Source organism: Actinotalea lenta (genome assembly GCF_030586465.1).
GTDB lineage: Bacteria > Actinomycetota > Actinomycetes > Actinomycetales > Cellulomonadaceae > Actinotalea > Actinotalea lenta.
The window spans coordinates 498,076-523,202 of the sequence record NZ_JAUQYP010000001.1 but is presented as its reverse complement, the minus strand read 5'-3'; the positions used below and the strand labels follow the sequence as shown (position 1 = coordinate 523,202).

The following is a 25,127-nucleotide window of genomic DNA, read 5'->3' as shown; positions in this document are numbered from 1 at the left end:
CGGTGCGCCCGAGCCGCCCGTCGCGGTCGCACGCGGAGGGAGCCTCCGGTCGCCCAAGGTCAAGCCGCCCGCCCCTGCCGTCACGAGATCACCTCCTTCGAACAAGCGTACGAGTGACAGGTGACGGTGGGGCGACCGGGATGGAATCTGTGGACAACCGACGGGGCGTCCGCGCCGGCCGCGCCGGCCGCGCCCCCGCCCGAAGCCGCCCCCCGCGCCTCGCTTCTTCCACCGGCGCCTCGGCCGGGTGAGCGGGATGTCGGCTCGTCGGGGCAGACTGCCCGTGATGACCCAGCCGAACCCCGACCGCGACCCGGGCCCCGACCCGGCCCCCGACCCCGCTCTCCGCGCCCGCGCCGACGAGGTGCTCCGAGCCCTCGTCGGCCGTGCCGACGCCGAGCTGCGCCCCGACCAGTGGCGCGCGATCGAGGCTCTCGTCGTGGGCCGCCGGCGCGCCCTGGTGGTGCAGCGCACGGGATGGGGGAAGTCGGCGGTGTACTTCGTCGCCACCGCGCTGCTCCGGGCCAAGGGCGCGGGACCGACCGTCATCGTGTCGCCTCTGCTGTCGCTGATGCGCAACCAGGTGGAGTCCGCGCGCCGGGCAGGCATCAACGCCGAGACCATCAACTCGGCCAACGTCACCGAGTGGGACGACGTAGCCGCGCGGGTCGCCGACGGTTCGACCGACGTGCTGCTGGTCTCGCCCGAGCGGCTCACCAACCCGGGCTTCCGCGACGAGGTGCTTCCGCGCCTCGCCGCCACCACAGGCCTGCTCGTCGTGGACGAGGCGCACTGCATCTCCGACTGGGGGCACGACTTCCGTCCCGACTACCGCCGCATCCGCACCCTGCTGGAGGACCTGCCTGCCGGCACCCCAGTGCTCGCGACCACGGCCACCGCGAACGCACGGGTCACCGCCGACGTGGCCGAGCAGCTCGCGGGGACGCGGCACGCTGCGACCGGCGACGTCCTGGTGCTGCGCGGCACGCTGGACCGCACGAGCCTGCACCTGGCGGTGCGGCAGCTGGGCGACCACGCGGCCCAGCTCGCCTGGTTGGAGGCGAACCTGCCCCGGTTCGAGGGCTCGGGGATCGTCTACTGCCTGACCGTGGCGGCGGCGGAGCAGACCGCCGAGCGACTGCGGGCCGCGGGCCTCGCCGTGCGGGCCTACACGGGTCAGACCGAGCCTGCCGAGCGCCTGCAGTGCGAGGCAGACCTCGTGGCCAATCGTGTGAAGGCGCTGGTCGCGACGTCGGCGCTCGGGATGGGCTTCGACAAGCCGGACCTGGGGTTCGTCGTGCACCTGGGAGCCCCGCCGTCGCCGATCGCGTACTACCAGCAGGTGGGTCGTGCGGGGCGTGCCACGGACCGCGCCGACGTGGTCCTGCTCCCAGGCCGGGACGACGCGGCGATCTGGGACTGGTTCGCCTCGCAGGCCTTCCCCGACGAGGCGTCGGTGCGCGCGACCCTCGACGTGCTGGCGTCTTCCGACGCCCCGATGTCCACGGCGGCCCTGGAGCCGCGCATCGACCTGCGCCGCAGCCGCCTCGAGATGATGCTCAAGGTGCTCGACGTGGACGGTGCGGTGACCCGCGTCCGCGGCGGCTGGCGGGCCACCGGGCAGCCGTGGTCCTACGACGCCGAGCGCTACGCGCGGGTCGCCGAGACCCGCCGGGCCGAGCAGGCCGCCATCCGTGAGTACGCGGCCGGCGACCGGTGCCGGATGGCCTTCCTGCGGGCCGCGCTCGACGACCCGGCGCTGGGCGAGCACCCGACGTGGACCTGCGGCCGGTGCGACGTGTGCCTCGGGGGTTCGCGCGACGTCCTCCCGGATGACGAGGCCGTCGCGCGGGCCCGTGCGCAGGTCGAGGTCCCCGGCGTGGAGATCGCATCGCGCCGTCAGTGGCCTCCCCAGATGTCGGCCCTGGAGGTGCCGCTGTCGGGGCGGATCCCTGAGGCTGAGCGCGCGGAACCCGGCCGCGCGGTCGGGCGGCTGGACGGGATCGCGTTCGGCCGGGCGTTGCGCGAGCTGTTCGCGCCGGACCCCGACGGCGTGCCGCGTGACGGCGAGCTTCCCTCGCCGCTGCGCAGGCCGGCGCTCGACGTGCTCGACGCGTGGGGTCCGGACGTGGACGGCGTGGTGCTGGTGCGCTCGGCGTCACGCCCGACGCTGGTCGAGCACCTGGCGACCGGGGTGGCGCGGCACCTCCAGGTGCCCGTCGTCGGGGTGGTGAGTCCCGGTCCCGGTGCCTCCCGCCACGACGTGAACTCGGCGCAGCGCCTGGCCACGGTGCACGGCAGGCTCCGGCTCGCCCTGGGCGAGGGTGCGCTCGCCGGTCTCCCGGGCCGGTCGGTGCTCCTCGTCGACGACAGGGTCGACTCCGGCTGGACCATGACGGTCGCGGCGCGCGCGCTGCGGCTGGCCGGCGCCTCAGCCGTCCTGCCCTTCGCGCTGGCCGTGGGGTAGGAAGGCGCGCCGGCCCGGGCCTCAGTCCTCCGTCGCCACGGCGCGTACGACGCCCATCAGGTCACGCAGGTCCCGAGCGAACTCGCGGGCGAGTCCCTCGGCCTGGTCGTGCGGGAAGCGACCGGACACCTCCGACACGGCGAACCCGACGACGAACGTGCTCACCATCCGCTCGAGCCGGGCGCGGTGCCGTTCGGGGACTCCTGCGTCGGCGAATGCCTCGTGGATCGCGCCGACCAGGCGCCGCACGCCCGGCGTGTAGCCGGGACGGCTGAACGCCAGGCCGATCGCCGCCGGGTGACGCCGCGCCATGTCGCGCACCCCTCCCGCCAGCTCGGTGAGGCGCGCCTCCCAGCCGAGGTCTGCGGGCGGCGCCGGCACCTCGCTCATCGCCAGCTCGAGCATCCCGTCCAGCAGGGCCTCCTTGTCCTCGACGTGGCGGTACAGCGCCATCGGCGTGATGCCGACGCGGTTCGCAACAGCACGCATGGTGACCGCGTCGAGGCCGAACTCGTCCGCGATCTCGAGGGCCGTGCTGAGGATCTGGTTCTTGCGAGGTGCCATGTATACACGGTAGACGTATACAACGTATACATGAGGGGCGTCCCACTGCGGTGTGCGGCGTGACCGGCGGTCTGCCGAGAAGGAGGTGCGTGGTGCTCGAGGTGGTGGGTCTGCGCAAGAGGTACGGGGACGTGGTGGCGCTCGACGGTCTCGACCTGGACGTCGCCGCGGGCGAGGTCGTGGGGCTGGTGGGCCACAACGGCGCAGGGAAGACGACCGCCATGGACGTGATCACCGGCCTGGTCGTCCCGGATGCCGGGAAGGTCCGTGTCACGGGCGTCGACGCCCTGGCCGCGCCCCGGCGCGCACGCGCGATGATGGGGGTCGCCGCGCAGGAGCTGCAGCTCTACGCGACGGCGACGGTGCGGCAGAACCTCTCGCTCTGCGCGGGGCTCGCCGGGATCCGCGCGGGCCGACGTGCGCGAGCGATCACCGAAGTCCTCGACGAGCTGGGCCTGTCCGAGCTCGCCGGCCGCCCCGTGATGACGCTCTCGGGTGGACAACGGCGCCGGGCCCAGGCCGCGTGCGCGCTGGTCGGTGACCCGGCCCTGCTGCTCCTCGACGAGCCGACGGTGGGCGCGGACCCGCAGACCCGAGCGGCGCTGCTCGCCGCCGTCCGGCGGCGTGCCGACGCCGGCGCAGCCGTCCTCTACACCACGCACTACCTGCCCGAGCTCGTGGAGCTGGACGCGAGCCTCGCGGTGATGCGCGCCGGACGCGTGGTCGCCCGCGACTCGCAGGCCGCCCTGCTCGCAGGGCTGCCGTCCCGCCTGGTCGTACGGTTCGCGGACGGCGGCGCCGACGGACCCCGGGTCATCCGGACCCAGGACCCCGGCACCACGCTCGCGGAGCTGGCCTCCGCGGGCCGCCGGCTGCGGAGCATCGACGTGCAGCACGCGACCCTCGACGACCTCATCGTCGCCCTCGGCCAGGGCGAGGAGGTGCGTGATGCGGCGTGAGGCAGCGGTAGCCGTGGGTGTGCGGGTCGGACCGGGGGACGCCCGGGACGCGGCCGGCCGGTTCGCGGCGATGGTCCGCATGGGGATGACCCTCATGCTCCGCGAACCCGGTCCGATCGTCAGCCGGCTCGTGATGCCCGTCGTCCTGATGATCCTGCTCAGACCGCTGTACGAGGCGGCGGCGGGGGACGGGACCGCGCGCTCGGTGACCGGGATGGCGGTGATGTTCTCGCTGCTCGCCCTGTCGATGGTCGCATCGGGGATCGTGTCCGAGCGGACGTGGCGCACCTGGGACCGGCTGCGGACCAGCCCGACATCCCCGGCGGAGATGCTGGCCGCCAAGGCGGTGCCCGCCCTGGGGTTCCTCGTCGCCCAGCAGGGGGTGGTCCTCGGGTTCGGGGCTGCGCTGCTGGGTCTGCGCGTCGGGCACCCCTGGCTACTGCTGGTCGCCGAGTCCGCGTGGCTGGTGATGCTGCTGGCGATCGGGATGGCGCTGGCGACCCTGGTGCGCTCGCGTGACGAGCTGGCTGCGGCGCAGGACGTCGGCGGCCTGGTGCTCACCGGGCTGGGCGGCGCCCTGGTGCCCCTGACCCTGCTGCCGACGGCCGTGCAGCACGTGGCGCCGATCTCGCCCGGGTACTGGGGCATGGCCGGGCTCACCGGGGCACTCGCGGGTGACGCCGCGGCCGTGTGGCGCAGCGTCGCCGTCCTCATCGCGGTCGCCTCGGCGGCCTGGGTTCTGGCTGTGTGGCGGGTCCGGCAGGGCTGGACGCGTCACGACCGCCTGTAGCAGCGCGCCCGTCCCGAGGTCGGGACACGACGACGACCGCTCGCCGTCGTCGCCGTCGTCCACAGATCCCCCGGGGAGCCCCGCCTCGACCGGCGCCGTCGCTAGCGTCGCCGCCCGTGAGGACGAAGCTGACCCTGCGCGTCGACGGTGGGCCGGACCGCGACATCGTGGTCACGACCGACGTCTCGGCGACGGTCGGCGACGTGGCCGACGCCCTCGCGAGGGCGGCCCCTGGGGCGTCGGCCGGCTCGCCGCAGGTCTCCGGCGCTGTGACGCTCGAGGTCGAGACCCCCGACCATGCCGTCCGCCGGTCGCTCCGCCGCAGCACGGGGATGGTCGAGTCAGGGATCCGTGCCGGTTCCTGGTTGCGTCTGGTGCCCGGCGGCGCGTCGGTCCGACACCCCCGTCCGGGCGAGCCGTGCCCCGAGGCGCTGGCGGCTGCTGCGGCCCGGCTGACCGTGCTCTTCGGGCCGGACCAGGGTGCGGAGCACACCCTGCCGACCGGGGTCAGCACGATCGGTCGGCACGTGGACGCCGACGTCCCGCTCACCGACCCCCGCGTCGAGCCGCTGCACGCGCGCGTGCACGTGAGCGAGGACATCGAGATCGTCGACGCGGGCACCTCGGGCCTGACGGTGGGCGACAGCACCGTCGAACGCGCAGTCCTGCGGGCGACCGACGTGGTGCTCCTCGGCGACACGGTCATCCGGGTCACGCCGCTCGCGGGTGTTCGGACGACGGGCGTCGGGGCGGTGGTGCCGTTCAACCGGTCACCCCGGGTGGTGCCGCGCCTGCCACCCGACGCGGTGGAGGCCCCGGTCCCGCCCGAGCCTGCGTCGTCGGGTCGCTTCCCGCTGGTGGCCCTGGTCGCGCCGTTGCTGCTGGGTGCGGTCCTGTGGGTCACGATGCACAATCCGCTCAGCCTGATCTTCGTCGGGCTGAGCCCGGTGCTCATGCTCGGCGCCTACCTGGACAAGCACCTCGCCGGTCGGCGCGAGTGGCGGCACCGCGCACAGCAGTTCCGCCGGGACCTCGACCGGCTCGATGCGGACCTGGCGCGTCGACACGAGGCCGAGCGCCGGGCGCGGCTGGGTGAGGCACCCTCGACCGGGGAGGCCGTGCTCGGTGCCCGGCAGCTCTCACCACTGCTCTGGGCGCGGCGCCCCGAGCACCCGGAGTTCCTCGTGGCCAGGCTCGGAACGGGTCGGGCACCCGCCCGCACGACGGTGGCGCTGCCGCCTCGGGGACGTGCCGTCGCTGAGCACTGGGAGGCGCTCGAGGAAGTCAGCAACCGGTTCTCGACCATCGACGGTGTGCCGGTGACAGTCGACCTGCGCGAGTGCGGGGCGATCGGTGTGGTGGGCCGCGACCGGGGTCCCGCCCGGGGCCTGGTCGCCCAGCTCGTGTGCCTGCACTCACCCGCCGAGCTCGTGGTCGCGGGCCTGGTCGGTACCGGCGCCGACGACTGGCGCTGGCTCGCGTGGCTGCCGCACACCACCTCGCCGCACAGTCCGCTGCCCGGACCGCACCTCGCCTCGAGCCCGGCGGCCGCGCTCACGCTGGTCACGCACCTCGAGGAGCTGGTCGCCGCGCGAGCGACCTGGTCACGCGGCGATCGTCCCGTGCCGGCCGTCCTGGTCCTGGTCGAGGACGACGCCCCGGTGGATCGCGGTCGCGTCGTCCGCCTCGCCGAGGAAGGCCCGTCGGCCGGGGTGCACGTGCTGTGGTGCGCCGGCTCGGTCCAGCGGCTGCCCGCGGTGTGCCGTGCCTTCGTGCAGGTCGAGAACCCCGGCGCATCCGCCACCGTCGGCCTGGTCCTCGACGGCCGGTGGACCCCGGTCGCGGTGGAGCCCCTTGCCCTCGCGACCGCCGGTGACCTGGCGCGCGATCTGGCGGCCGTGGTCGACGCCGGCGCTCCCGTGGTCGACGAGTCCGATCTGCCCCGCACGGCCTCGTTCCTCGCGCTGGCCGGCGCCGACCTCGTTGAGGACCCGGACCGTGTGGCAGAGCGGTGGCGCCAGACGTCCTCGCTCCTGGACCGGACCGGCGCGCTCGCGCCCAGCGCGCACCGGCCCGACGCGACCCTGCGCGCGCTGGTGGGGCAAGGCCCTGAGCACGGCTTCGTCCTGGACCTACGAACTCAGGGCCCGCACGCCCTGGTCGGCGGGACGACGGGTTCGGGCAAGAGCGAGTTCCTCCAGACATGGGTCCTGGGGATGGCTGCTGCGCACAGCCCGGACCGGGTCTCCTTCCTGTTCGTCGACTACAAGGGTGGTTCGGCGTTCGCCGACTGCGTCCACCTGCCGCACGCCGTGGGGCTGGTCACCGACCTGTCCCCGCACCTGGTGCGGCGGGCGCTGGCCTCTCTGCGTGCCGAGCTGCGCCGCCGCGAGCGACTGCTGCAACGCACGAAGGCGAAGGACCTGCTCACCCTGGAGCGCGCCGGGCACCCCGAGACGCCGCCCGCACTGGTGATCGTCGTGGACGAGTTCGCGGCACTGGCCACCGAGGTCCCCGAGTTCGTCGAAGGTGTGATCGACGTGGCGCGACGCGGACGGTCCCTGGGGCTGCACCTCATCCTGGCGACGCAGCGCCCCGCCGGCGTCATCACGGACAACCTGCGCGCCAATGCCGCCCTTCGCATCGCTCTGCGGATGGCCGACGAGCACGACTCGGTCGACGTCCTCGGGTCACCCGTCGCGGCGCAGTTCGACCCCGGCGTGCCCGGACGCGGCGCGGTCCGCACGGGGCCCGGCCGCATCGCGTTGTTCCAGTCCGGGTACGCGGGCGGCCGGACCGCGGCCGCGCCACCACCGGTGACGGTGGGCGTGGAATCGCTGTCGTTCGGTCCCGGCGAGCCGTGGGACGTGCCGTCGTCGCCCGCCGAGGACCCTCACGCGGACGGTCCGACGGACGTCGCGCGCATCGTGGGGACCATAGGGGCCGCCGCACAGCGGCTCGACCTGCCCGCCCCGCGCAGGCCGTGGCTGCCCGAGCTCGAGCACGTCGTGCCGCTGGAACGCCTGCTGGCGAGAGCCGCGGCCGCTCCGGTGGTGCCCGCTGGGACGTCGGCGCCTGACGTGGCGACGCCGACGGGTCGTGAGGATCCGGGTGACTCCGACGGCGCCCTCGTCCTGGGCCTGGTCGACCTCCCGGCGCTCCAGGAGCAGCGTGTGCTGCACCACCGCCCGGACCGGGACGGTGCGCTGGTCGCCTACGGCACGAGCGGCTCCGGCACGTCCACCCTATTGCGCACCTTGGTGCTGGGCGCGGGCCGGTCCCAGGGGCCGACGTGGGTGTACGGGCTCGACTTCGGTGCCGGCGGCCTGGCCATGCTCGAGGACCTGCCGCACGTCGGCTCTGTGGTCGAGGGGCGGGACACGGAACGCGTGGCACGCACGATGCGCATGCTGCGCGACCTCCTCGACGAGCGCGCGTCGCGCTACGCCGCCGCGCGCGCCGGAACCATCGCGGAGTACCGCGCCCTGACCGGTGACCACGACGAGCCCCGCATCCTGCTGGTGGTCGACGGGCTCGCGGCGTTCCGCGAGGCCTACGAGAGCGAACCCGGCCGGGCCCAGTCCTGGTCCGTCTTCGGGCGGGTGCTCGCCGAGGGGCGCCCGCTGGGGGTTCACGTGGCCATGGCCGCGGAACGCCCAGGCGCGTTGCCGACGGCGCTCGCGGGCAGCGTGCCGTACCGCGTGGTCCTGCGCCAGGCGGACGAGACCGCGTACGGCGCGCTGGGGGTGCCCGCCGACGTCCTCGGCCCTCAGTCACCACCGGGCCGGGCCGTGATCGCGGGCACCTGCGAGGAGCTGCAGATCGCGGTGGCGGGCGGTCCTGCACCGGCTCAGCAGGCGGCTGCGGTGGCGGCGCTGGCCGAGCGGCTCCGGGCGTCCGGGGCCCGCCCTGCGCCGCCGATCCGGCGGTTGTCCGCCTTCGTACGAACCTCGTCGTTGCCGACCTCCGTCGACGGCCTCCCGCTCCTGGGGCTCGCCGACGACACCCTCGCGCCGGTCGGCTTCGACCCGCGGGGCTCATTCCTGCTGGCCGGTCTGCCCGGCAGCGGCCGCACCACGGCGCTCGCCGCGCTCGGCTCGGCGCTGAGGCGATTCGACCCGGACGCCCGGCTGTACTTCCTCGGTGGGCGCCGGTCTCCGGTGCACGCCGCCGGGGTCTGGACGCGCACGGCGGCGGGGGCCGGCGAGGCTGCGGCGCTCGCGTCGGCCCTGCTGATCGAGCTGGCGGAGCCCCCGGACGGGCCAGGGATCGTGCTGGTCGTCGAGGGGCTCAGCGACTTCCTCGGGGGTCCCGCCGAAGCTCCGCTCACCCAGGCGGTCAAGGCGGCGCGGCGCAACGACCACCTGGTGATCGCCGAGTCGGAGACCAGCACGTGGGGCTCCTCCTGGCCCCTGGTGGCCGAGGTGCGCAACGGCCGACGAGGGCTCGTGCTCCAGCCCGACCACCTCGACGGGGACGCGCTCTTCCGGACCCCTTTTCCGCGGATGGCGCGCGCGGACTTCCCCCCGGGACGGGGGGTGCTGGTCGAGCACGGGCGGCTCCGGCGGGTGCAGGTGCCGGTCCCCGACTGACCGGCGTCGCGGACCAGACCTCTGTCATCCACAGGTGGGCCGTTTGATCCCCTTTGATGTGTTTTGACGACTAGTGTCCTGAGGGCCGCGATCGACCGTCGGCCGCGGGACTCGGGACACCACCAAGGGGCGCACATGGCCAATCTCACCGTCAGCTACCAGGACATGCGTGACGCGGCGACGCGGCTGACCACCGGTCAGGAGGAGATCACCACGACCCTTCACGAGCTGAAGGCGTTCATCGAGTCGCTGGTCTCCTCCGGCTTCGTCACGGACCAGGCGTCCGTGGCCTTCGGCGAGACGTATCGCCAGTTCACCCAGGGCACCACCCAGACGGTGGCTGCGCTCGCCAACCTCGGGGAGTACCTGCGCAACGCGGCGACCACGTTGGAGGACGCCGACACGCAGCTGGCCGCCGGCCTGCGCGGCTGACCGGCGGGACCACAGTGCGGCGCCGGCGGCGCCGCCACGTCGAAGGGGGTGGACGTGACCGACCTGGTCCTCGACACCACGCGCCTACGGGAGACCGGCGCCGCGCTGCGAAGGGTGGCGCTCGAGTTCGAGCACGCCAACGCCCGCAGCAGCGACCTGTCGCCCGCGATCGGCCACGACAGGCTCGCGGCGTGCGTGCGCGGCTTCGCCTACGAGTGGGACGACAGACGGGAGAGGGTGGTCGCCGGCATCCAGGCGTTGGCCGAGGCGTGCACCGGCATCGGTGACGGCTTCGAGGAGCTTGACACCAGCTTCGTCACGGCTCTGAAGGGCGAGGGATGACGCGGCCCTGCTCGTGGTACCCGCTCGCGACGAGGGACCCCGTCCCGGGGGACCCGGGCGCGGTGCGGGCGGCGGCGAGCGCCTACCGGGGCGTGGCGGCGGACATCCAGAACACCGCCGAGGCCCTCGGGCGCGTCGCCGCCGCGCAGGAGATGGTCTCTGCGGCGGTGTCTGCAGTTCGCGGCCGTGCCCGGCAGGTCGCATCAGAGATCGGTGACGCGCACGGACGCTACGAAGCGGTGGGAGGCGCGCTGGCCGACTACGCGGTTGCCCTGGATCGCGCGCAGGTCGACTCGCTCGTCGCCCTCCAGCACGCCCAGCGTGCCGAGCAGGCGCGCAACGAGGCGGAGGCCGAGGTCCGGCGCTGGGCCCTGGTCTCGGACGAGCCCGGGACGACGGCCGCCTCTGCCGGGGCCCTCGCCCGGGCTCGGGCGGCCCGTGACGACGCCGTGATGGCGCTCGCGCGGGCGCAGACCGAGCTCGATCACGTGGTCCAGCTCCGTGACCGTGCAGCGCAACGCGCAGTGGACAGGATCGAGGAGAAGACGCGGAGCGACGGGCTGCACGACTCCGTCTGGGAGAACGTCTCCGATGCGGCACGGGTGTTGTCCGAGGTCGCGAGCGCGGTCGGGAACGTCGCCGGCGTGGCCACCATCGTGCTCGGCTGGGTGCCCATCCTCGGCGAGATCCTCGCGGCGACGGCGACGGTCGCCGCGATCGTCAAGACCGTGGCGGACCTCGCCCTGGCTGCCGCCCGTGAGGGCGGCGGTTGGGATCTTGCGATCGATGCGGTCGGCTTCGCGACCCTCGGGCTTGGCAGGGTCGCAGCGAACGGCATCAAAGAGGGGCGCGTGGTCATGCGCGAGGTCGCCCACCAGCGTTCCGCCAGCAAGGTGCTGCGCTCGGGCAACCCGGCCCGACGGGCGGACCCGGAGGCCCTGGTCCCCGACGTGCTCAAGGGGGGACTCGAGAGGCCCCCCATCCGGAGCCTCTCGGAGCTCTGGACCGTGACCAAGAACCTCAACGACCAGATCAAGGAGCTGCCCATGGGGATTCGGCTCATCGCACGCATGGGGGACCCGGAGGTCTACGTCGAACGTGCCGCGCTCGCCGGATCGGAGAAGCTGGCGGGAAACTCCACGCTCGTGCGCGAGGCGCTCGACGCCCAGCTTCCCGCGCTGCGCCTGGACGTCGGGGTGCGCGTCGTGGACCACGTGCTGGACGTCCAGGGCCTGGTGCAGGGCGTCGCGGACGCGGTCGCCAGCGATGACCCGGTGGGCCTGCGATGAGCGCGCTGGACATCGCCTCCGTCCGCCTGGCAGTGCCGCCGGGAGCGGTGCTGTGGGGTCCGGCGGAGCTCCCCGCAGCCGTCCAGGTGGGGGTCCCTCTCCCGCGCCGGGCGGAGAGACGGTTCCGTCGCTCCGTGGCCAGGCTGCATCGTCGAGCGGCTGGTCTGGAGGGCCTGGTCGCGGTTGTCGCCCACCCCTACCCGCGGACCGGCCGCGTCCTCGTGTCGGGTCACGTGCGCCTGGTCGACCTCTCTGACGCCGAGAGCCCGTCCCCCAGCGAGTACGCGACCGAGCGCGAGCATGCTCAGCCTCCCCGGCGTGTCGAGGAGCTGGCGCGGTCCGTGGAGCTGGACCAGCTCGGGCCGGGACAGGGCGTCCTCGAGGTGTCGATCCGGCGGCGGCCGTGGACCGGCGTGATCGACAACCTCTTCTCCTGGGCCGTCTTCCCGACCGGTGCCGCCATCGCCGCACTGGTCGAGCTGCACACCACCGACGGCGCCTGCTGCCAGCTCGCCACAGAGGATGCGTTCACCCTCGCCGACAGCCTGCAGCTCGTGCACGAGGACGCCCGATGATCCGCCTCGTGGCTGTGCCGGACATCCCGGCCCGCACCCACCTCGAGAGCTCACCGACGTGGCTCATGACGGTGTTCGGCCTCGTGCTCCTCGGTGGCATGGCTGGCTTCGCCACCCTTGTGCACTGGCACCTCCCCCGCATGCGACGGTACGGCTGGGCGTTGCCGTGGCGCCTGGTCTGGCTCGCCGTCGCGACCATTGCCGTCGGCACGGTCGGCTTCCTCGTGGCCATGGACGACCGCGGTGACCGCCAGCGCGCGGCCGACGACCGGTGGTGGGTCGAGCGCGACGCGGCCCGCGACCGGGTCGAGAGGGAGCTGTCCGACCTGTATGGGGTTCAGTTCCTGGAGCCCCATCAGGTGTGGTTGCCCCTGGCCGACGGTGGTCGGGAGCCCGTCGACCTGCAGCTTCCGGACGGGTCGATCGACGCGTGCGAGCTGGTCGTGGTCGTGGACGTCTACGAGCTCCGCTGCGGCGGCGATGACTCCCACGGGCGGCTCCCGCTCGAGCCGGTGGACCCGTGAACCGCGCTCGGGGACCCACGATCGGCGTCGCCCTGCCGGTGGACTGGTGGACGATCGATCTGTCCGAGCCAGGTGCGACGCGACGCTCGATCACAGCCCTGATCGCGCGGCAGGTCGACCGGTCCGACGAGCGCGCCGGCCTGCGCCGCGAGCTCCGCGAGGAGCTGGGCCGGGCGGCCGCTGCGGCGACGCGTGCGGGGGGCCACTTCCTGGCGGTGTCGCTCATGCGGACAGACGACGTCGCCATCCCGGCCACCATGGCGGTCTACCGGCTACCACACCCGGCAGGAGGGCTCGCAGCGGTCGAAGCCCAGCCCGGGTCCGCCGGTCAGTGGGTTGCCACCGACGGCGCGTTCGGCCGGGTGATCCGTCGGGTGCGCGACGGCGACGGCTCACCCGCGCTCGGTGCGGCCTGCTCGACCGTGGCGGAGTACTGGTTCGACCCGCAGGACGGCGGCGGCCTCGTCCTCGTGTCCTTCAGCACGCCGGCGTTCCAGCTCAAGGACGCGCTTGTCGGGTTGTTCGACGCGATCGTCGCGACCATCCGGCCCTACCCGGGCCCGTCACGGACGTGACCATGACGCGCCAGCGCGCCGAGTGACCACGGCGCGCCCGCGCGCCACGGAGGAGTCCTGTCCCGACGGTGCAGGAAGACGAGCGGGACCCGTGGGGTGCCGCCGAGCGAAGGAGACGACATGAAAGACCTGCGGCACAAGCTTCCCCCGGCCGGCACCGTCGTCGGGGTGGCGGCGATGCTCGTCATGCTGGTGCACTCATGGTGGCGCGGCGACGCCCTGGCCGTTCCGCTGCTCGTGACGGCGGTTCTCACCGTGGGGATGGTCGTGGGATTCCGCGAGTGGGGCCGCCGGAGTACGGCAGCGCGCTCCGCCCTCGCCACGGAGCGCCCCGGGTGGACCCTGCACGGGGTCTGGGCGGACGTGTCATTGCGCGAAGCGCTCGGCATCCGGGGGCTCGAACTCCGCAAAGGCACCCGACTCACGTTGGCCTGGACCGCCCAGGAGGTGGCGATCTGGCGTGGCTCGGAGACCGTGATCTGCCTCCCGTGGTCCCAGATCGCCGCGGTGGACGTGACGATGGGGTCCGCCTCCGAGCGGCAGAACCCGGCAGTCCGGTTCACGACCGCAGAAGGGACCAGGCTGCTCCTGGTGGCGATGCGACGCCCCGAGGGCAGCCTCTTTCCCGCCTCGCGCGGGGGGACGGAGGAGCTGGCCGCCGAGCTCGCGACCCTGGCTGCCGCAGCATGGGAGCCGGAGCGCTAGCTCTCCCGCTCCACGCCCTCGGTGACCACGACCCGAGGGCGTGGGCGGGCTGATCACGCCATGACGACTGCACGGGCCGCGCACCACCGCCGAAAGCACCTGCCCCCGGAGCGGTCCCCGCGCGTAGCGTCGGGGCTGCCGACCAGGGGTCGGCGGGCCGGGCTCGGCGCGGTGTCCGTCGAGTTGTCCGTCGAGCGCGAGCGCGGCCTGCATCACCTCATCGAGGGGAGATCGCCGTGCACATCTTCAGCAGTCTGTGGGACGCGTTCTGGCTGTTCTTCTGGGTGATTGCCTTCATCGCCTATCTGTGGGCTCTGGTCGCCGTGATCAGCGACCTGTTCCGCGACCGGGAGCTGAGCGGCTGGTGGAAGGCGCTGTGGCTCGTGGCGCTGATCGTGCTGCCGGTGCTGACCATGGTGGTCTACCTCATCGCCCGCGGTCAGGGGATGGCGCGGCGCAGCGCGCAGGCCGCGCGTGCGGATCGGCAAGCCGCCGAGGACTACCTGCGCTCGGTCGCCGGCACGGGTCCGGCCACCGAGATCGCTCGGGCCAAGGAGCTGCTCGACGCCGGTGCCATCACGCCCCAGGAGTTCGACCGCCTCAAGGACAGGGCACTCGCCTGAGCGGCGCCGGCTCACCCGGCCGAGACCCAGCGGCGCCGACGTCATGGTGGCGCCGCCCGTAGCCGCGCCGCCACGACACCTCGGGCGTGGTCGACGAGCTCCTCGAGACGGCTGGCGTGCGCGCCGCGCCAGTACGCCCGCCCGCAGGACGTGCACTGCGAGAACGCGTCGTACGTCCGCAGGGTGCCGGGCTCGAGCAGGTCGACGACGTCTGCACGCCTCACCTTCCGAAGTGGCGCGCCGCACGCGACGCATCGGGTCCACGGCAGCAGGGGCGGGGTGAACCGGTCGAGCACGTCGTCCAGCTGGTCGGCCACGTCGTGGCCGCGCACCAGGGCACCGAAGCGGAGCGCGCGGCGGTGCAGCAGCCGCCGGTCCTGGGTCAGCAGGACGCGGTCTTCGTCCGCGGCTCGCGCGACCAGCTCGGCATCGTCCGCGCGGCCGGCGTCAGGGGACCACGTGGTGTCCAGACCGAGCAGTCGCAGCCGTCGCGCGAGCGTGCCCAGATGGACGTCGAGCAGGAATCGGGGCGGCATGGTGGGGGTGGGTTGAGGCCGCAGCACCGGGTCCACGTCAAGGGTGCCCGGCGCGACGCGGCCTCCGGGGTCCACGGGCTCGCCGTTCAGGGTGAGGGCGCCGACCTCGGTCAGAGGGATGCCCGCGTCCTGGACGACGTGGCCGACGGTGTCGGTGGGCCACGCGCGGACGCTCAGGTGCCCGCCCCGGCGGCCGGGCGGCAGCAGGAAGCGAAGGTCCGGGTGGACGCGCATGGTGACCGCCGGGTGGTCGGGGTCGTCGGGCAGCGCCATGCGTCCAGTGTGGGCTGCTGATCGACCCGGGGGGCCGCCCTGCTTGGTCGCGGCGCGGCAGGCGCTCACGGATTGGCGACGAGGTGGGCGTGCAGCTCGACGACGTGGATGTGGAAGGGGCGGGACGTGGTGGTGGCGACGCCTGCGATCGGGTGCTGCGGGCCGGCGGCGTCGACCTGGTAGGTGCCGGTCCACGTCGTGGTCAACGTCACGTCGTAGTCGCCGTGCCGGCGGAACGGGCGCGCCACCGTCTGGTCGGGGTAGGGCCTACCCGGGTCGGTCGTGACCAGCAGCGGCTGGTCGTCGCCCTGGTCCCAGACGTAGCGGACCGGGGTGGCGGTGATCGTCACGGGCACGCCGAGGATCGTGGTGGACAAGATCTGGGGTGCCGGTTCGGTGTACATGATCAGGTCCATGCCGACCACGGCTGATCCACGGGCGGGTTGCACGTGCACCGGCAAAGGTTCCAGCGGGAGCTCGGCGAAGTCGGAGGCGCTGACGACGACCTCGGCGGGAGGGTCCTCGGGACAGCCGCCGTTGTCGACCTGCACCCAGCCGCTGACCGGGGCCCCCGCGTCGTCGATCTCGCGCCGGAACTGCGGCGGCCGGGCCCCGGTGCCGTCGGCACAGAGCCTCGCGAGGACGCCGCCGTCCGTCTCGGCCACGCACCGCTGCCCCGGGGCGACCGGCCCGTCCTCGCCACCGCAGTAGCTCGCCGCGATCCGCCGGTACTGGTACCGCGGCGCACCCGAGGACTTCGGCGGTTGTTCGGCGCCCGTGGACGGCTCGCGCCGTGAGGCCCCTTGGGCGCGGACGCTGACGCTGCTCCCGTGCGCGTCACCGGCAAAGTCCGGGGCCGAGTCCAGTAAGCGGTCCGTGGACGACTGGGCCGTGTGGAACGGCGCAGCGTTCGTCGTGACGAGCAAGCCGAGGATCGCAAGGCCGACTGCATGTGAGCGCTGCCGGCTCCGGTGAGGCGTCACGGTGTGGAACTGCCGATCGGGGCGACTGATCGGCTGCGCGCGTCGCCCGTCACGAGCATCCACCGCTCTCCAGTGAAGCCGACTTCGACGACGACGTAGCCGCCGCCCTCGGGAGCCGTTCGGACCGCGCCGCCCGACCGGTCGAACTCTGTGGTGGGAGATGCGGTGTAGGCGAACTGCACGCTGTGCACGTGGAGCTCCGGGGTGTAGTCGATCAGGGCTCCATCCGAGACCGCGACGGTGCCGCCATCGAGTCGGCCACCGGCTTGGTAGACCTCCGCGACCCTCGTGTGCGTGTTGGCGCAGAACTCGCAGCCCGGGTCGGACAGCGCGTCCCACTCGGTGAGGTCGCCGGTCGCGCGGACGTAGTTGTACAGGTCCAGGAAGTACCGGGCCGCGGCGACGGCGTCGTCATCGCCGCCGCGCGTCCAGCCGGTCGGCTTGGCCGGCTCGGTCGGTCGGGGCGGTGAGGGGGCCGCCGTCGTGGGCGGCATGACGGCCCGCCTCGCCGAGGCCATCGGGGCCGTCGGGCTCGGGGCCTGCCCACGGGCGGTGCACCCGCCGACCGACGCGATGACGACAAGTGCGACCGCCCACCGTGGCGTGCGCGACGTCCACCACAGTGCCCCCTGCTTCATGGCTCGGGAACCTAGCAACGTCGACTCCTCGACGTGGCCCGTTCGGCGGAGCTGTGGACAACGGCCGGGGTCAGGCGGGCAGGACGGGCTCGCCGCAGACGTCGCACTGGATCGTGTCGATCGTCTCCCCGTCCGGCACGACGCCCTCGTTGCCGCAGAACCCGCAGGCCCAGTGCTCCTCGCTCATGCCTGTACTCAACCCGACCGCACCGACAGCCGCCGACCACCACACGGCTGCACGACCGCCGCAGGCAGGCAGGCCCGGCGTGACGGTGGCACCGCGCCATGCACCCGTCTCCCTCTCATGCATCGGCGATCAAGCTCTCGAGCCACGCGCGGTCCGTCACGCGCGGCTCCAGGAGCACGAGCCACGGGTGCCGGCCCACGACCAGGCGCCGGTAGGCCTCCGCGCTCGCCGCGACGGACGGCGGGTGCGCGGCCTGCCAACGCACCAGGCTGACCGAGGGATCGGCGCACGTGGGCGGGGCCGCCACGTCCCCGATCGCGCCCGCCAGTCGCCCGACCTCGTTCGTGAAGCGTGCGGACAGCTCGGCGTACGGACTCAGCGGGGGCGGGACCTCCCGGGTCGCTCTGTACCGCGCCTCGGCCTCGATCACCTCGATGGCGGGGGCTCGGTCGGGGTGCAGGCGGCCGAAGAGGGTGTCGATCACCGAGATGCGCTGCCCCCGGATGGGGGTGGCGCTCACGGCGCCGAACTGCCTGCCGATCGCGCGATCGATGCCGCCGCACCTCGGGCAGACGAACGACCAGGAGAACCGGTGGTCGATCGGTACCGCCTCGCGTGCGCACACGTGGCACAGGCCCGCGACGGGCAGGGCGCAGCCCCGAGCCGGGTTCCACGGAGCGGTGCTCACGTCGTGCACCGCGCAGCGCAGCCCGCCGTCGGGCAACCGGACCACCCAGTGGCAGGCCGCCAGGTCCGCAGCCGCGGTGGGCACCTCGGGATCGGTGGGTGGGATGCAGGTCATGAGAACCTCCTGGGGCCGCGCGGGCCGCCGCGTCGCTGCTTCCCTCGCCGGCTGGCGTGGGCGGGTCTTCCCCCGGGGGCACCGTGCGCGGGGCGCGGTTGCCGGCCAGCAAGCCGGGGGGCTTGGCGCTGGACCTCGTGACCGCCCCCAGGTGTAGCAGGCGCCCCCGACACACTGCGGCCGGCCCCTACGCGAGCCCGATCCCCTCCACACGTGCGCGTCCCGCGGCCGCCGGCCCGGCCAGGGGACGATCCGGCCGTCGAAACTCACCCTTCGCGACGATCAAGGCGAATCGGGGTGCGGCCGACATTTCCTGTGAAAGGGGGTTCCATGGCCTCCACCGCATTCCTCAGCACCGACCGGCACCGGCATCTGGCACCCCTGCGCGCCTGCAGCAGTACGGCGCCCCGCGTGGCGTCGACGGCGGACGCCCCGGTGGCCGCCGCCGTCCCCGGACCGGACGCCGGTCGTGAAGGCGCCCGAGAGAGCGTGGCCAGGTCCCTGGTCGCGCTGGCGTCCGTCGGCCACCACGTGTTCCGCGACCCGAGGCCGCCACGTGACCGCCGCCATCACGCCGCTCTGGTGCTCGTGGGTCCGGGCGGGGTGTTCCTGCTCGACGTCGCCGAGGACCTGCAGGTCGAGGGCGATCAGGTCCTGCACGGTGACCGGGATGTCACGGACGACGTGCTCGCCCTCGCCGATGTCGCCTACCGCGCCGAGGGCGAGCTCGTCGAGGTCGGCCTGGCGCCGGGGGAGGTGCGCCCCGTCGTGGTGGTCACCGACGCCCGCGGTGTGGACCGCCGGATCGGACCGGTGCGGCTGGTGGGTGAGGCCGACCTGCTCCGCCACGTCGCGTCGTACGGCAGTCGGCTCCCGGCGGTCGAGGTCGAGCTCGTGCTCGCCCGGCTCCGCGAGATGCTGCCCGACCTGGTGCCGGTCGTCCTCGAGCTACCCGAGGTCCCGACACCGCACGACGGACGCACGCACCCCAGCACGTTGGACGTGGACGAGGCCCTGGTGGCGGGTGCGGCTGCTCGCCCCGTCGAGAGCTGGATGGCCGTTCTCGACCCCGCCCAGGCCGCCCTCGTGCGGCGTTCCTTCAACGGTCCGTGCCGGATCCGCGGAGGGGCCGGGACCGGCAAGACCCTCGTCGGCCTGCACCGTGCCGCCTACCTCGCCCGGAGCCGACCGGGCACCGTGCTGGTCACGTCCTTGGTGCAGACGCTGCCTGACGTGCTCCGTCATCAGCTCGCCGCGCTGGCCCCTGACGTCGCCGACCGCGTACAGCTCGTCTGCGTCCAGGAGTGGGCGCGCCGGCTGCTGGCGGCTCGCGGCGTCCGGGTGGCCGTGGACGAGTCCATCGCGCGCATCGCGTTCGACGACGCGTTCGCCGCGCTGGCCCCGGACAACCCGCTGCACGTGCCGGACTGCGGGCCGGGCTACTGGCGGGTGGAGATCAGCAAGGTCATCAAGGGCCGCGGCATCACGGACCTCGCCGGATATCTCGACATCGCACGTACCGGCCGGCGCTACCCGATGAGCCGGGACCAACGCGCGGCGCTGTGGGAGCTGTACCGCGCCTACGAGCGCCGGCTCGGGGCGCTCGGCGTCCACGACGCCGACGACCTGGTTCTCATGGCCGCCGACGAGCTGCGTCGACGTCCGTTGGACGTCCCCTACTCGGCCGTCATCGTGGACGAGGTGCAGGACCTCACGGCGGCCGGGGTGCGTCTGCTGCACGGCCTGGTGGGCGATGTGCGCGACGGGCTGACCCTGATCGGTGACGTGCAGCAGGCGGTGTACCCGGGCGGTTGGACCCTGGCTGACGTCGGGGTCTCGGTGGCAGGCCGCGGTGTGGTGCTGACCACCAACTACCGCAACACTGCGCAGATCCTCGACCTGGCCCACCGGGTCGTCGCCGGGGACGAGGTCACGGACCTGGACGGGGGAGTCGTCTCCGGGGAGCGCCCCGAGCAGGTGCGGCGGAACGGCGCCGAGCCCGTGCTCGAGCGCTGCGGGTCCCGACGCGAGCAGCACGTCGCGATGATCGCCCGGGCCCGGACGGTGGCCCGTGACGCGGGGACCGCTGGCGTGGCGGTGCTGTGCGCCACGAACGGCGCCGCGGTCCACGCCGCCGATGCGCTGCGTGCGGCCGGTCTGAGCGTGCTCCTGCTCACCGACTACGACGGCACCCAGGTGGCCGCCGTCAAGGTCGGCACCATCAAGCGTGCCAAGGGCCTGGAGTTCTCCCACGTCCTGCTGCCCGACGTCTGTGCCGAGCTGCTCGAGCGCGGCGACCCGCCGGCGGGTGCTGCGGACCGCGAGCGTTGGGAGCTGCAGCGCCGCGAGCTGCACTCCGCGATCACCCGGGCCCGCGACGGGCTGTGGCTCGGCGTGGCCTGACCGGATTCCCGGCGAATTCCCAGCCACGTCACAGCCTGCTCGCAGCCGGGGGGTGGACGGTGATCTGGTTCACATTGCTCGGCAGGGTGGAGCCGTCATGCACGTGTTCGCGTCGATCCCCGTCGATCCCTCGACGTACGTGAGCTGGGGTTGGCTGTCGATCTCCGTCCCCAACCTGATCATGGTCGGCATCACGGTCGCGCTCTTCGTGCTGGCGCTCGTGCTGCCGTTCCCCGCAGGCCGTGGCGGGATCGTGTCACCGACCTCCGGGGGGCCGCGCACGGACGCCGACCCGCCGACCGGCGATCACGCGGCCGCCGCCGAACCGCCGCCCGGGGACGGCACCCCGGCCGTGACCCGCACGTCCGATGAGCCGACGGGGGACCGGCGATGAGCGCGCACGCAGGAGCGGCGAACGAAGGCGCTCGCTCTGCAGCGGCCCCGCTCGTCGCTGCAGACCGGACCGACGCCGCGCCGACGAGCCTCATCGGTCGCCTCCGCCACCGGCTCGAGCACGACCTCCCCTACGACCAGCTGCTCCCTGAGACCCAACCGAGCTACGTGGCGTCCTGGATCTACGTGTTCGGCGTGCTCACGCTCGCCGCGCTCGCGATGATCATCGCGTCCGGCGTGGTGCTCGCCTTCGAGGGGCCTTCCTGGTACCACACCTCGGGCGTCGGGCACTGGTTCAACAGCCTGCACTTCTGGTCCGTGCAGCTGTTCTTCATGTTCATGCTCGTGCACCTGGTCGGGAAGTTCTCGATGGCCGCCTGGCGTGGGCATCGTGCCCGCACCTGGATCACCGGGATGATCGCGTTCCTGGTCTCGATCATCGCGGGCCTCACGGGCTACGTGGTCCAGACCAACTTCGACTCGCAGTGGATCTCGTTCGAGGCCAAGGACGGGCTCAACGCCGCGGGCGTCGGCGCGTGGTTCAACGTCGCCAACCTCGGGCAGGCCCTCCTGGTCCACGTGTTCCTGCTCCCCGCGATCATCCTGGTGATCGTCGCGATCCACGTGGTGCTCGTGCGGCTGCGCGGCGTGGTGCCTCCCATCGACGCCGCCCGGGTCGAGCAGGCCCGTGACGCGGAGGAAGGTCGATGATGGCGGCGTCGCGCGAGCTCCACGGCGTTCAGCACCAGCTGGAGACCACCCCCTGGCGCGGGCCCAAGCGGCACTACGACATTCTCCGGGAGGGCCTGATCGCCCTCCTCGTGGTCGGTGTCGTGGTGGTGGGCCTCGCGTCGTTCCTCGGTTCGCCGGACGACCCGGCCCTGACGTTCAAGGCGTGGGCGACCGACATGCCGCAGGACTTCTACGACACGACGGTCTCCGAGCTCGCCGGGACGTCCGAGTCGGCCACCTACGGACCGCCGTACAACACGGGCGGGACCGGGCAGAACCTCGGGCCGGTCAACCTGCAGACCGCGATGGGCGTGCGGATCCCGGTCGACCCGGCGACCGACTTCGTCATCACCCCCCTGCAGTCCCAGGCACAGCCGGGCGACGTCTCGGCGGCGCTGAGCCGGTGGGCGGCGGCGACGGCTGACCAGCGCACCGCGTGGACCACGGCCTACGACAACGCGCTGAACGACCCTGCCGCCGGTGGTGATCCGACCAAGGTGGCCTCCGGCGACTACGGACCGGTCCCCACTCTCGCCTCCGGGCTGGAGGCGATGGCCGCCTCAGGTGCGCTCGACGGGATCCTCGCCGCCCCGGGCAACTTCTACTCGACGGACAACACCAAGCAGATCCTGTTCATGGGTGACGGCGGGTACCTGGATGCCGCGGCCAGCGCCACCCACCTGCAGGGCAACCAGTGGGGGATGATGAATGAGACCGGCTCCTACCCGGGTCAGCAGTGGCTCGCGCCGTTCTCGTTCTGGTACCAGCTGCCGTTCTTCAACTCCGAGGCGGACAGCGGCCTGGCCGCGACGCTCACGGCGAACGGCGACATCTACATCATGGCCATCGTCGTGGTGTTCACGCTGGTGGTGATGCTGCTCCCGTTCATCCCCGGACTGCGTGAGCTGCCGCGGGTGCTCGGCCTGCACCGGTTGGTGTGGCGGCGCTACTACCGCGACGGTCACTGACCGGCTTCGCCGATCCTGCATTCCCGGCGTGCTCCCAGGAGGTCTGCAGGGCCCTTGAAGCCGCGTGCGGTGTCCTGGCTGCCTCGTTCCCCCGGCAAGGAAGGAGCTTGTCGTGCACCACGTGGAAGTCCTCATGGACATGCTCTGGGGTGACCTGCCGGTCCATGCGCTGAACCTCACGATGGCCGGGGCGACGGTGGTCCTGGTCGCCGTCGCGGCGCTCTTGCCCGTGCCGCACGGGCGCGGCGGGATCGTGGTCCGGGACCGCGCGGGCGGTCAGTGCACCTCACCGACGGCGACCACGACGACCGGCGCGACCTCGAGCGGCCAGAGCGCGGACCGGCGCCCGGTCTGACGCCCTCGACGCAGGTCCGCGGGCCGCCTCGTGCACCCGGCGCGCGCCGTCGTCCGCAGCCGGGGACGATGAGACGTCCCACCGCCGAGCCCACCGGGAGTCCTCGTGCCGAGCCGGTTCACCCTGACCGCCATGAACGTCGTGCACCGCGCTCTCATCGCGGTGTCCTTCGGCCGACTGGGGTGGCGGCTCGGCGGCACACCGGCGCTGGAGCTGACCACCGTGGGACGCCGGTCGGGCGAGCCGCGCTCGACCATGCTCACCGCGCCGATGCGTGTCGGCGACGGTCTGGTGGTGGTCGCCTCCCGAGGCGGTGACGACCGGCACCCCGCGTGGTTCCTCAACCTCCGCGAGAACCCTGAGGTGACGGTCCGCCTCGAGGGTCGCGCCCCGGAGCGCCGCCGCGCCCGCGTGATGTCCGACGAGGAGCGGGCCGAGCGCTGGCCGGAGCTGATCCGGTCCCACACGCAGTACGCCGGCTACCAGCGCAAGACCGACCGGGTGATCCCCCTCGTCGTCCTCGAACCCGTGGGCGACGACCCGGGCGCCTGAGCACCTCCGCCCGTGCCGGGCTCAGGCGGTCAGGACCTCCAGGACGCGCTCGCCGTACCGGTCGAGCTTGGCCGCGCCGACGCCGCTGACCCCGGCGAGCTGGTCGAGGGACGTCGGCCGCGCCTGCGCCATCGCGCGCAGCGTCGCGTCGTGGAACACCACGTAGGCAGGGACGCCTTGCTCCTTGGCGACCTGCGCGCGCCAGGTGCGCAACCGCTCGAACAGCTCGGCGTCCTGGACGGAAAGATCGGCGGCGGACGACGCCTTCGCCGACCGCGCGCGCGGCGCCTTGGCCGGCCGCGCAGCCTCCCGGCGCAACCGCACCTCCCGGTCGCCGCTGAGCACCGCCCGGCTCGCCTCGACCAGGTGCAGCGTCTGGTAGCCGGACGCGTCCACGCCCAGCAGCCCCTGCGCCAGCAGCTGGCGCACCACGCCACGCCAGGTGCGTTCGTCCAGGTCCGACCCGACCCCGAACACGCTCAGGGAGTCGTGCCCGAGCTGGGTCACCCTGGGCGTCGCCCTGCCCACGAGGATGTCGATGACGTGTCCCGTGCCGTATCGCTGGCCGCGCTGGTCCAGCCGCACCACGGCGGAGAGCAGCTTCTGCGCCGCGACGGTCCCGTTCCAGGAGTCGGGCGGGGCCAGGCAGGTGTCGCAGTTGCCGCACGGCGCAGACTCCTCGCCGAAGTACCGCAGCAGCTGCACCCGCCGGCAGTGCACCGTCTCGCACAGTGCGAGCATCGCGTCGAGGTGCGCACCGAGCCGCCGGCGGTGCGCCGCGTCGCCCTCGGAGGTGTCGATCATGCGGCGCTGCTGCACCACGTCGGCCAGTCCGTAGGCCAGCCACGCGGTGGACGGCAGGCCGTCGCGGCCCGCACGGCCGGTCTCCTGGTAGTAGCCCTCGACGGACTTGGGCAGGTCCAGGTGGGCGACGAACCGCACGTCCGGCTTGTCGATGCCCATCCCGAACGCGATGGTCGCGACCATGACGACGCCGTCCTCGCGCAGGAACCGGGCCTGGTTCGCCGCCCGCGTCCGGTTGTCCAGGCCGGCGTGGTACGGGAGCGCGGGGATGCCGTGCCCGACCAGGAACTCGGCCGTCTGCTCCACGCTTGCGCGGGACAGGCAGTAGACGATCCCCGCGTCGCCGTCGTGCTCGGTGCGGATCAGCCGGAGCAGCTGCTGGCGTGGGTTGTCCTTGGGTTCGATGCGGTAGGTGACGTTGGGCCGGTCGAAGCTCGCGACGAACGTCCGGGCGCCGTCGAGCCCGAGCCGTTCGCTGATCTCCGCGGCCGTTGCTCGGGTGGCGGTGGCGGTCAGCGCGATGCGCGGCACGTCCGGCCAGCGCTCGCCCAGCACGTGCAGCAGGAGGTAGTCCGGACGGAAGTCGTGCCCCCACTGGGACACGCAGTGCGCCTCGTCGATGGCGAACAGTGCGACGTCCGCCCGGCCCAGGAGCTCCACGGTGTCGGGCAGCCGCAACCTCTCCGGCGCCAGGTACACCAGGTCGAGCTCCCCGGCGAGCAGCGCGCGTTCCGTCCCGCGGCGCTCCTCCCAGCTCTGCGTCGAGTTGAGGAAACCGGCACGGACGCCGAGCGCGGACAGCGCGTCGACCTGGTCCTGCATGAGGGCGATGAGCGGGGAGACCACCACGCCGGTCCCCGGCCGGATGAGGGCGGGGATCTGGTAGCACAGCGACTTGCCACCACCGGTGGGCATGAGCACCAGGGCGTCACCGCCGCCCACGACGGTGTCGACGATCTCGGCCTGCTGCCCCCGGAAGGAGTCGTACCCGAAGACGGTGCGCAGCACGTCGATGGGGGTCGGCATCGCTCTCCTCTCGTCGGCCCGGTCAGGGTACGTGGCCG

At 73.4% G+C, this 25,127-nt stretch carries 24 protein-coding genes and 1 riboswitch; of the genes, 18 read left to right on the top strand and 6 right to left on the bottom strand.

The features are described from left to right. Window positions 1–286 precede the first annotated feature (286 nt). Window positions 287–2,467, top strand: a complete 2,181-nt coding sequence (locus tag Q6348_RS02400; RefSeq protein ID WP_304599736.1) for a RecQ family ATP-dependent DNA helicase — start codon at window positions 287–289, stop codon at window positions 2,465–2,467. 21 nt (window positions 2,468–2,488) lie between these two features. Here Q6348_RS02400 and Q6348_RS02395 read toward each other — a convergent pair whose 3' ends face one another. After that, entirely contained in the window at window positions 2,489–3,031 is a 543-nt protein-coding gene (locus tag Q6348_RS02395) for a TetR/AcrR family transcriptional regulator (protein WP_304599735.1), read from the bottom strand. Window positions 3,032–3,120: 89 nt separating this feature from the next. On the opposite strand from Q6348_RS02395, the gene Q6348_RS02390 reads away from it, so the two are divergent. From Q6348_RS02390 to Q6348_RS02340, 11 genes are all read left to right on the top strand, one after another. Beyond that, window positions 3,121–3,990, top strand: a complete 870-nt coding sequence (locus Q6348_RS02390) for an ABC transporter ATP-binding protein (protein ID WP_304599734.1) — start codon at window positions 3,121–3,123, stop codon at window positions 3,988–3,990. Beyond that, on the top strand, window positions 3,980–4,780 hold the full coding sequence (locus tag Q6348_RS02385; protein ID WP_304599733.1) for an ABC transporter permease: 801 nt from the start codon (window positions 3,980–3,982) through the stop codon (window positions 4,778–4,780). Before Q6348_RS02390 ends, Q6348_RS02385 begins: the two co-directional genes overlap by 11 nt. Before the next feature lie 116 nt (window positions 4,781–4,896). Further along, on the top strand, window positions 4,897–9,372 hold the full coding sequence (locus Q6348_RS02380) for a type VII secretion EssC family protein (protein ID WP_304599732.1): 4,476 nt from the start codon (window positions 4,897–4,899) through the stop codon (window positions 9,370–9,372). Between the two features lie 135 nt (window positions 9,373–9,507). Next, entirely contained in the window at window positions 9,508–9,804 is a 297-nt protein-coding gene (locus tag Q6348_RS02375; RefSeq protein ID WP_304599731.1) for a WXG100 family type VII secretion target, read from the top strand. A 54-nt stretch (window positions 9,805–9,858) separates the two neighbouring features. Further along, window positions 9,859–10,146, top strand: a complete 288-nt coding sequence (locus Q6348_RS02370; RefSeq protein ID WP_304599730.1) for a hypothetical protein — start codon at window positions 9,859–9,861, stop codon at window positions 10,144–10,146. Then, window positions 10,143–11,435, top strand: a complete 1,293-nt coding sequence (locus Q6348_RS02365) for a hypothetical protein (protein WP_304599729.1) — start codon at window positions 10,143–10,145, stop codon at window positions 11,433–11,435. Before Q6348_RS02370 ends, Q6348_RS02365 begins: the two co-directional genes overlap by 4 nt. Continuing rightward, a complete protein-coding gene (locus Q6348_RS02360) occupies window positions 11,432–12,010 on the top strand; it encodes a hypothetical protein (protein ID WP_304599728.1) in 579 nt (192 codons plus the stop codon). The genes Q6348_RS02365 and Q6348_RS02360 overlap by 4 nt, the downstream gene beginning before the upstream one ends. Continuing rightward, window positions 12,007–12,534, top strand: a complete 528-nt coding sequence (locus Q6348_RS02355) for an Asp23/Gls24 family envelope stress response protein (RefSeq protein WP_304599727.1) — start codon at window positions 12,007–12,009, stop codon at window positions 12,532–12,534. The genes Q6348_RS02360 and Q6348_RS02355 overlap by 4 nt, the downstream gene beginning before the upstream one ends. Next, window positions 12,531–13,109 carry a hypothetical protein gene (locus tag Q6348_RS02350; RefSeq protein WP_304599726.1) on the top strand — a complete coding sequence of 193 codons (579 nt, stop codon included), beginning with the start codon at window positions 12,531–12,533 and terminating at the stop codon, window positions 13,107–13,109. The genes Q6348_RS02355 and Q6348_RS02350 overlap by 4 nt, the downstream gene beginning before the upstream one ends. A 120-nt stretch (window positions 13,110–13,229) precedes the next feature. After that, complete coding sequence (locus Q6348_RS02345; protein ID WP_304599725.1) at window positions 13,230–13,814, top strand: hypothetical protein; 585 nt, start codon at window positions 13,230–13,232, stop codon at window positions 13,812–13,814. Window positions 13,815–14,050: 236 nt separating this feature from the next. Next, a complete protein-coding gene (locus Q6348_RS02340; RefSeq protein ID WP_304599724.1) occupies window positions 14,051–14,437 on the top strand; it encodes an SHOCT domain-containing protein in 387 nt (128 codons plus the stop codon). Between the two features lie 41 nt (window positions 14,438–14,478). Here Q6348_RS02340 and Q6348_RS02335 read toward each other — a convergent pair whose 3' ends face one another. The 4 genes from Q6348_RS02335 to Q6348_RS02320 form a co-directional block, all read right to left on the bottom strand. Next, the gene (locus tag Q6348_RS02335; RefSeq protein ID WP_304599723.1) at window positions 14,479–15,246 is read right to left on the bottom strand and encodes a Mut7-C RNAse domain-containing protein; all 768 of its coding nucleotides are present in this window, start codon (window positions 15,244–15,246) and stop codon (window positions 14,479–14,481) included. Window positions 15,247–15,311: 65 nt separating this feature from the next. Beyond that, a complete protein-coding gene (locus Q6348_RS02330; protein ID WP_304599722.1) occupies window positions 15,312–16,172 on the bottom strand; it encodes a hypothetical protein in 861 nt (286 codons plus the stop codon). Between the two features lie 53 nt (window positions 16,173–16,225). Continuing rightward, window positions 16,226–16,867, bottom strand: a complete 642-nt coding sequence (locus Q6348_RS02325; protein WP_304599721.1) for a DUF6318 family protein — start codon at window positions 16,865–16,867, stop codon at window positions 16,226–16,228. 302 nt (window positions 16,868–17,169) lie between these two features. Continuing rightward, complete coding sequence (locus Q6348_RS02320; protein ID WP_304599720.1) at window positions 17,170–17,856, bottom strand: hypothetical protein; 687 nt, start codon at window positions 17,854–17,856, stop codon at window positions 17,170–17,172. Window positions 17,857–17,886: 30 nt separating this feature from the next. Beyond that, window positions 17,887–17,999: riboswitch (SAM riboswitch) on the bottom strand. 187 nt (window positions 18,000–18,186) lie between these two features. Here Q6348_RS02320 and Q6348_RS02315 point away from each other — a divergent pair. The 6 genes from Q6348_RS02315 (at window position 18,187) to Q6348_RS02290 (ending at window position 23,259) form a co-directional block, all read left to right on the top strand. Continuing rightward, the gene (locus tag Q6348_RS02315) at window positions 18,187–20,259 is read left to right on the top strand and encodes a UvrD-helicase domain-containing protein (RefSeq protein WP_304599719.1); all 2,073 of its coding nucleotides are present in this window, start codon (window positions 18,187–18,189) and stop codon (window positions 20,257–20,259) included. Window positions 20,260–20,356: 97 nt separating this feature from the next. After that, window positions 20,357–20,653: a hypothetical protein gene (locus tag Q6348_RS02310; RefSeq protein WP_304599718.1), complete on the top strand. Its 297-nt coding sequence runs from the start codon at window positions 20,357–20,359 to the stop codon at window positions 20,651–20,653. After that, window positions 20,650–21,363, top strand: a complete 714-nt coding sequence (locus tag Q6348_RS02305; RefSeq protein WP_304599717.1) for a cytochrome b N-terminal domain-containing protein — start codon at window positions 20,650–20,652, stop codon at window positions 21,361–21,363. The genes Q6348_RS02310 and Q6348_RS02305 overlap by 4 nt, the downstream gene beginning before the upstream one ends. After that, entirely contained in the window at window positions 21,360–22,352 is a 993-nt protein-coding gene (locus Q6348_RS02300; RefSeq protein ID WP_304599716.1) for a hypothetical protein, read from the top strand. Before Q6348_RS02305 ends, Q6348_RS02300 begins: the two co-directional genes overlap by 4 nt. A gap of 112 nt (window positions 22,353–22,464) precedes the next feature. After that, window positions 22,465–22,707, top strand: a complete 243-nt coding sequence (locus tag Q6348_RS02295; protein WP_304599715.1) for a hypothetical protein — start codon at window positions 22,465–22,467, stop codon at window positions 22,705–22,707. A gap of 132 nt (window positions 22,708–22,839) precedes the next feature. Beyond that, window positions 22,840–23,259: a nitroreductase/quinone reductase family protein gene (locus Q6348_RS02290; protein ID WP_304599714.1), complete on the top strand. Its 420-nt coding sequence runs from the start codon at window positions 22,840–22,842 to the stop codon at window positions 23,257–23,259. Window positions 23,260–23,280: 21 nt separating this feature from the next. Here Q6348_RS02290 and recQ read toward each other — a convergent pair whose 3' ends face one another. Further along, window positions 23,281–25,089 carry a DNA helicase RecQ gene (recQ, locus tag Q6348_RS02285; RefSeq protein ID WP_304599713.1) on the bottom strand — a complete coding sequence of 603 codons (1,809 nt, stop codon included), beginning with the start codon at window positions 25,087–25,089 and terminating at the stop codon, window positions 23,281–23,283. Between the last annotated feature and the right edge of the window lie 38 nt (window positions 25,090–25,127).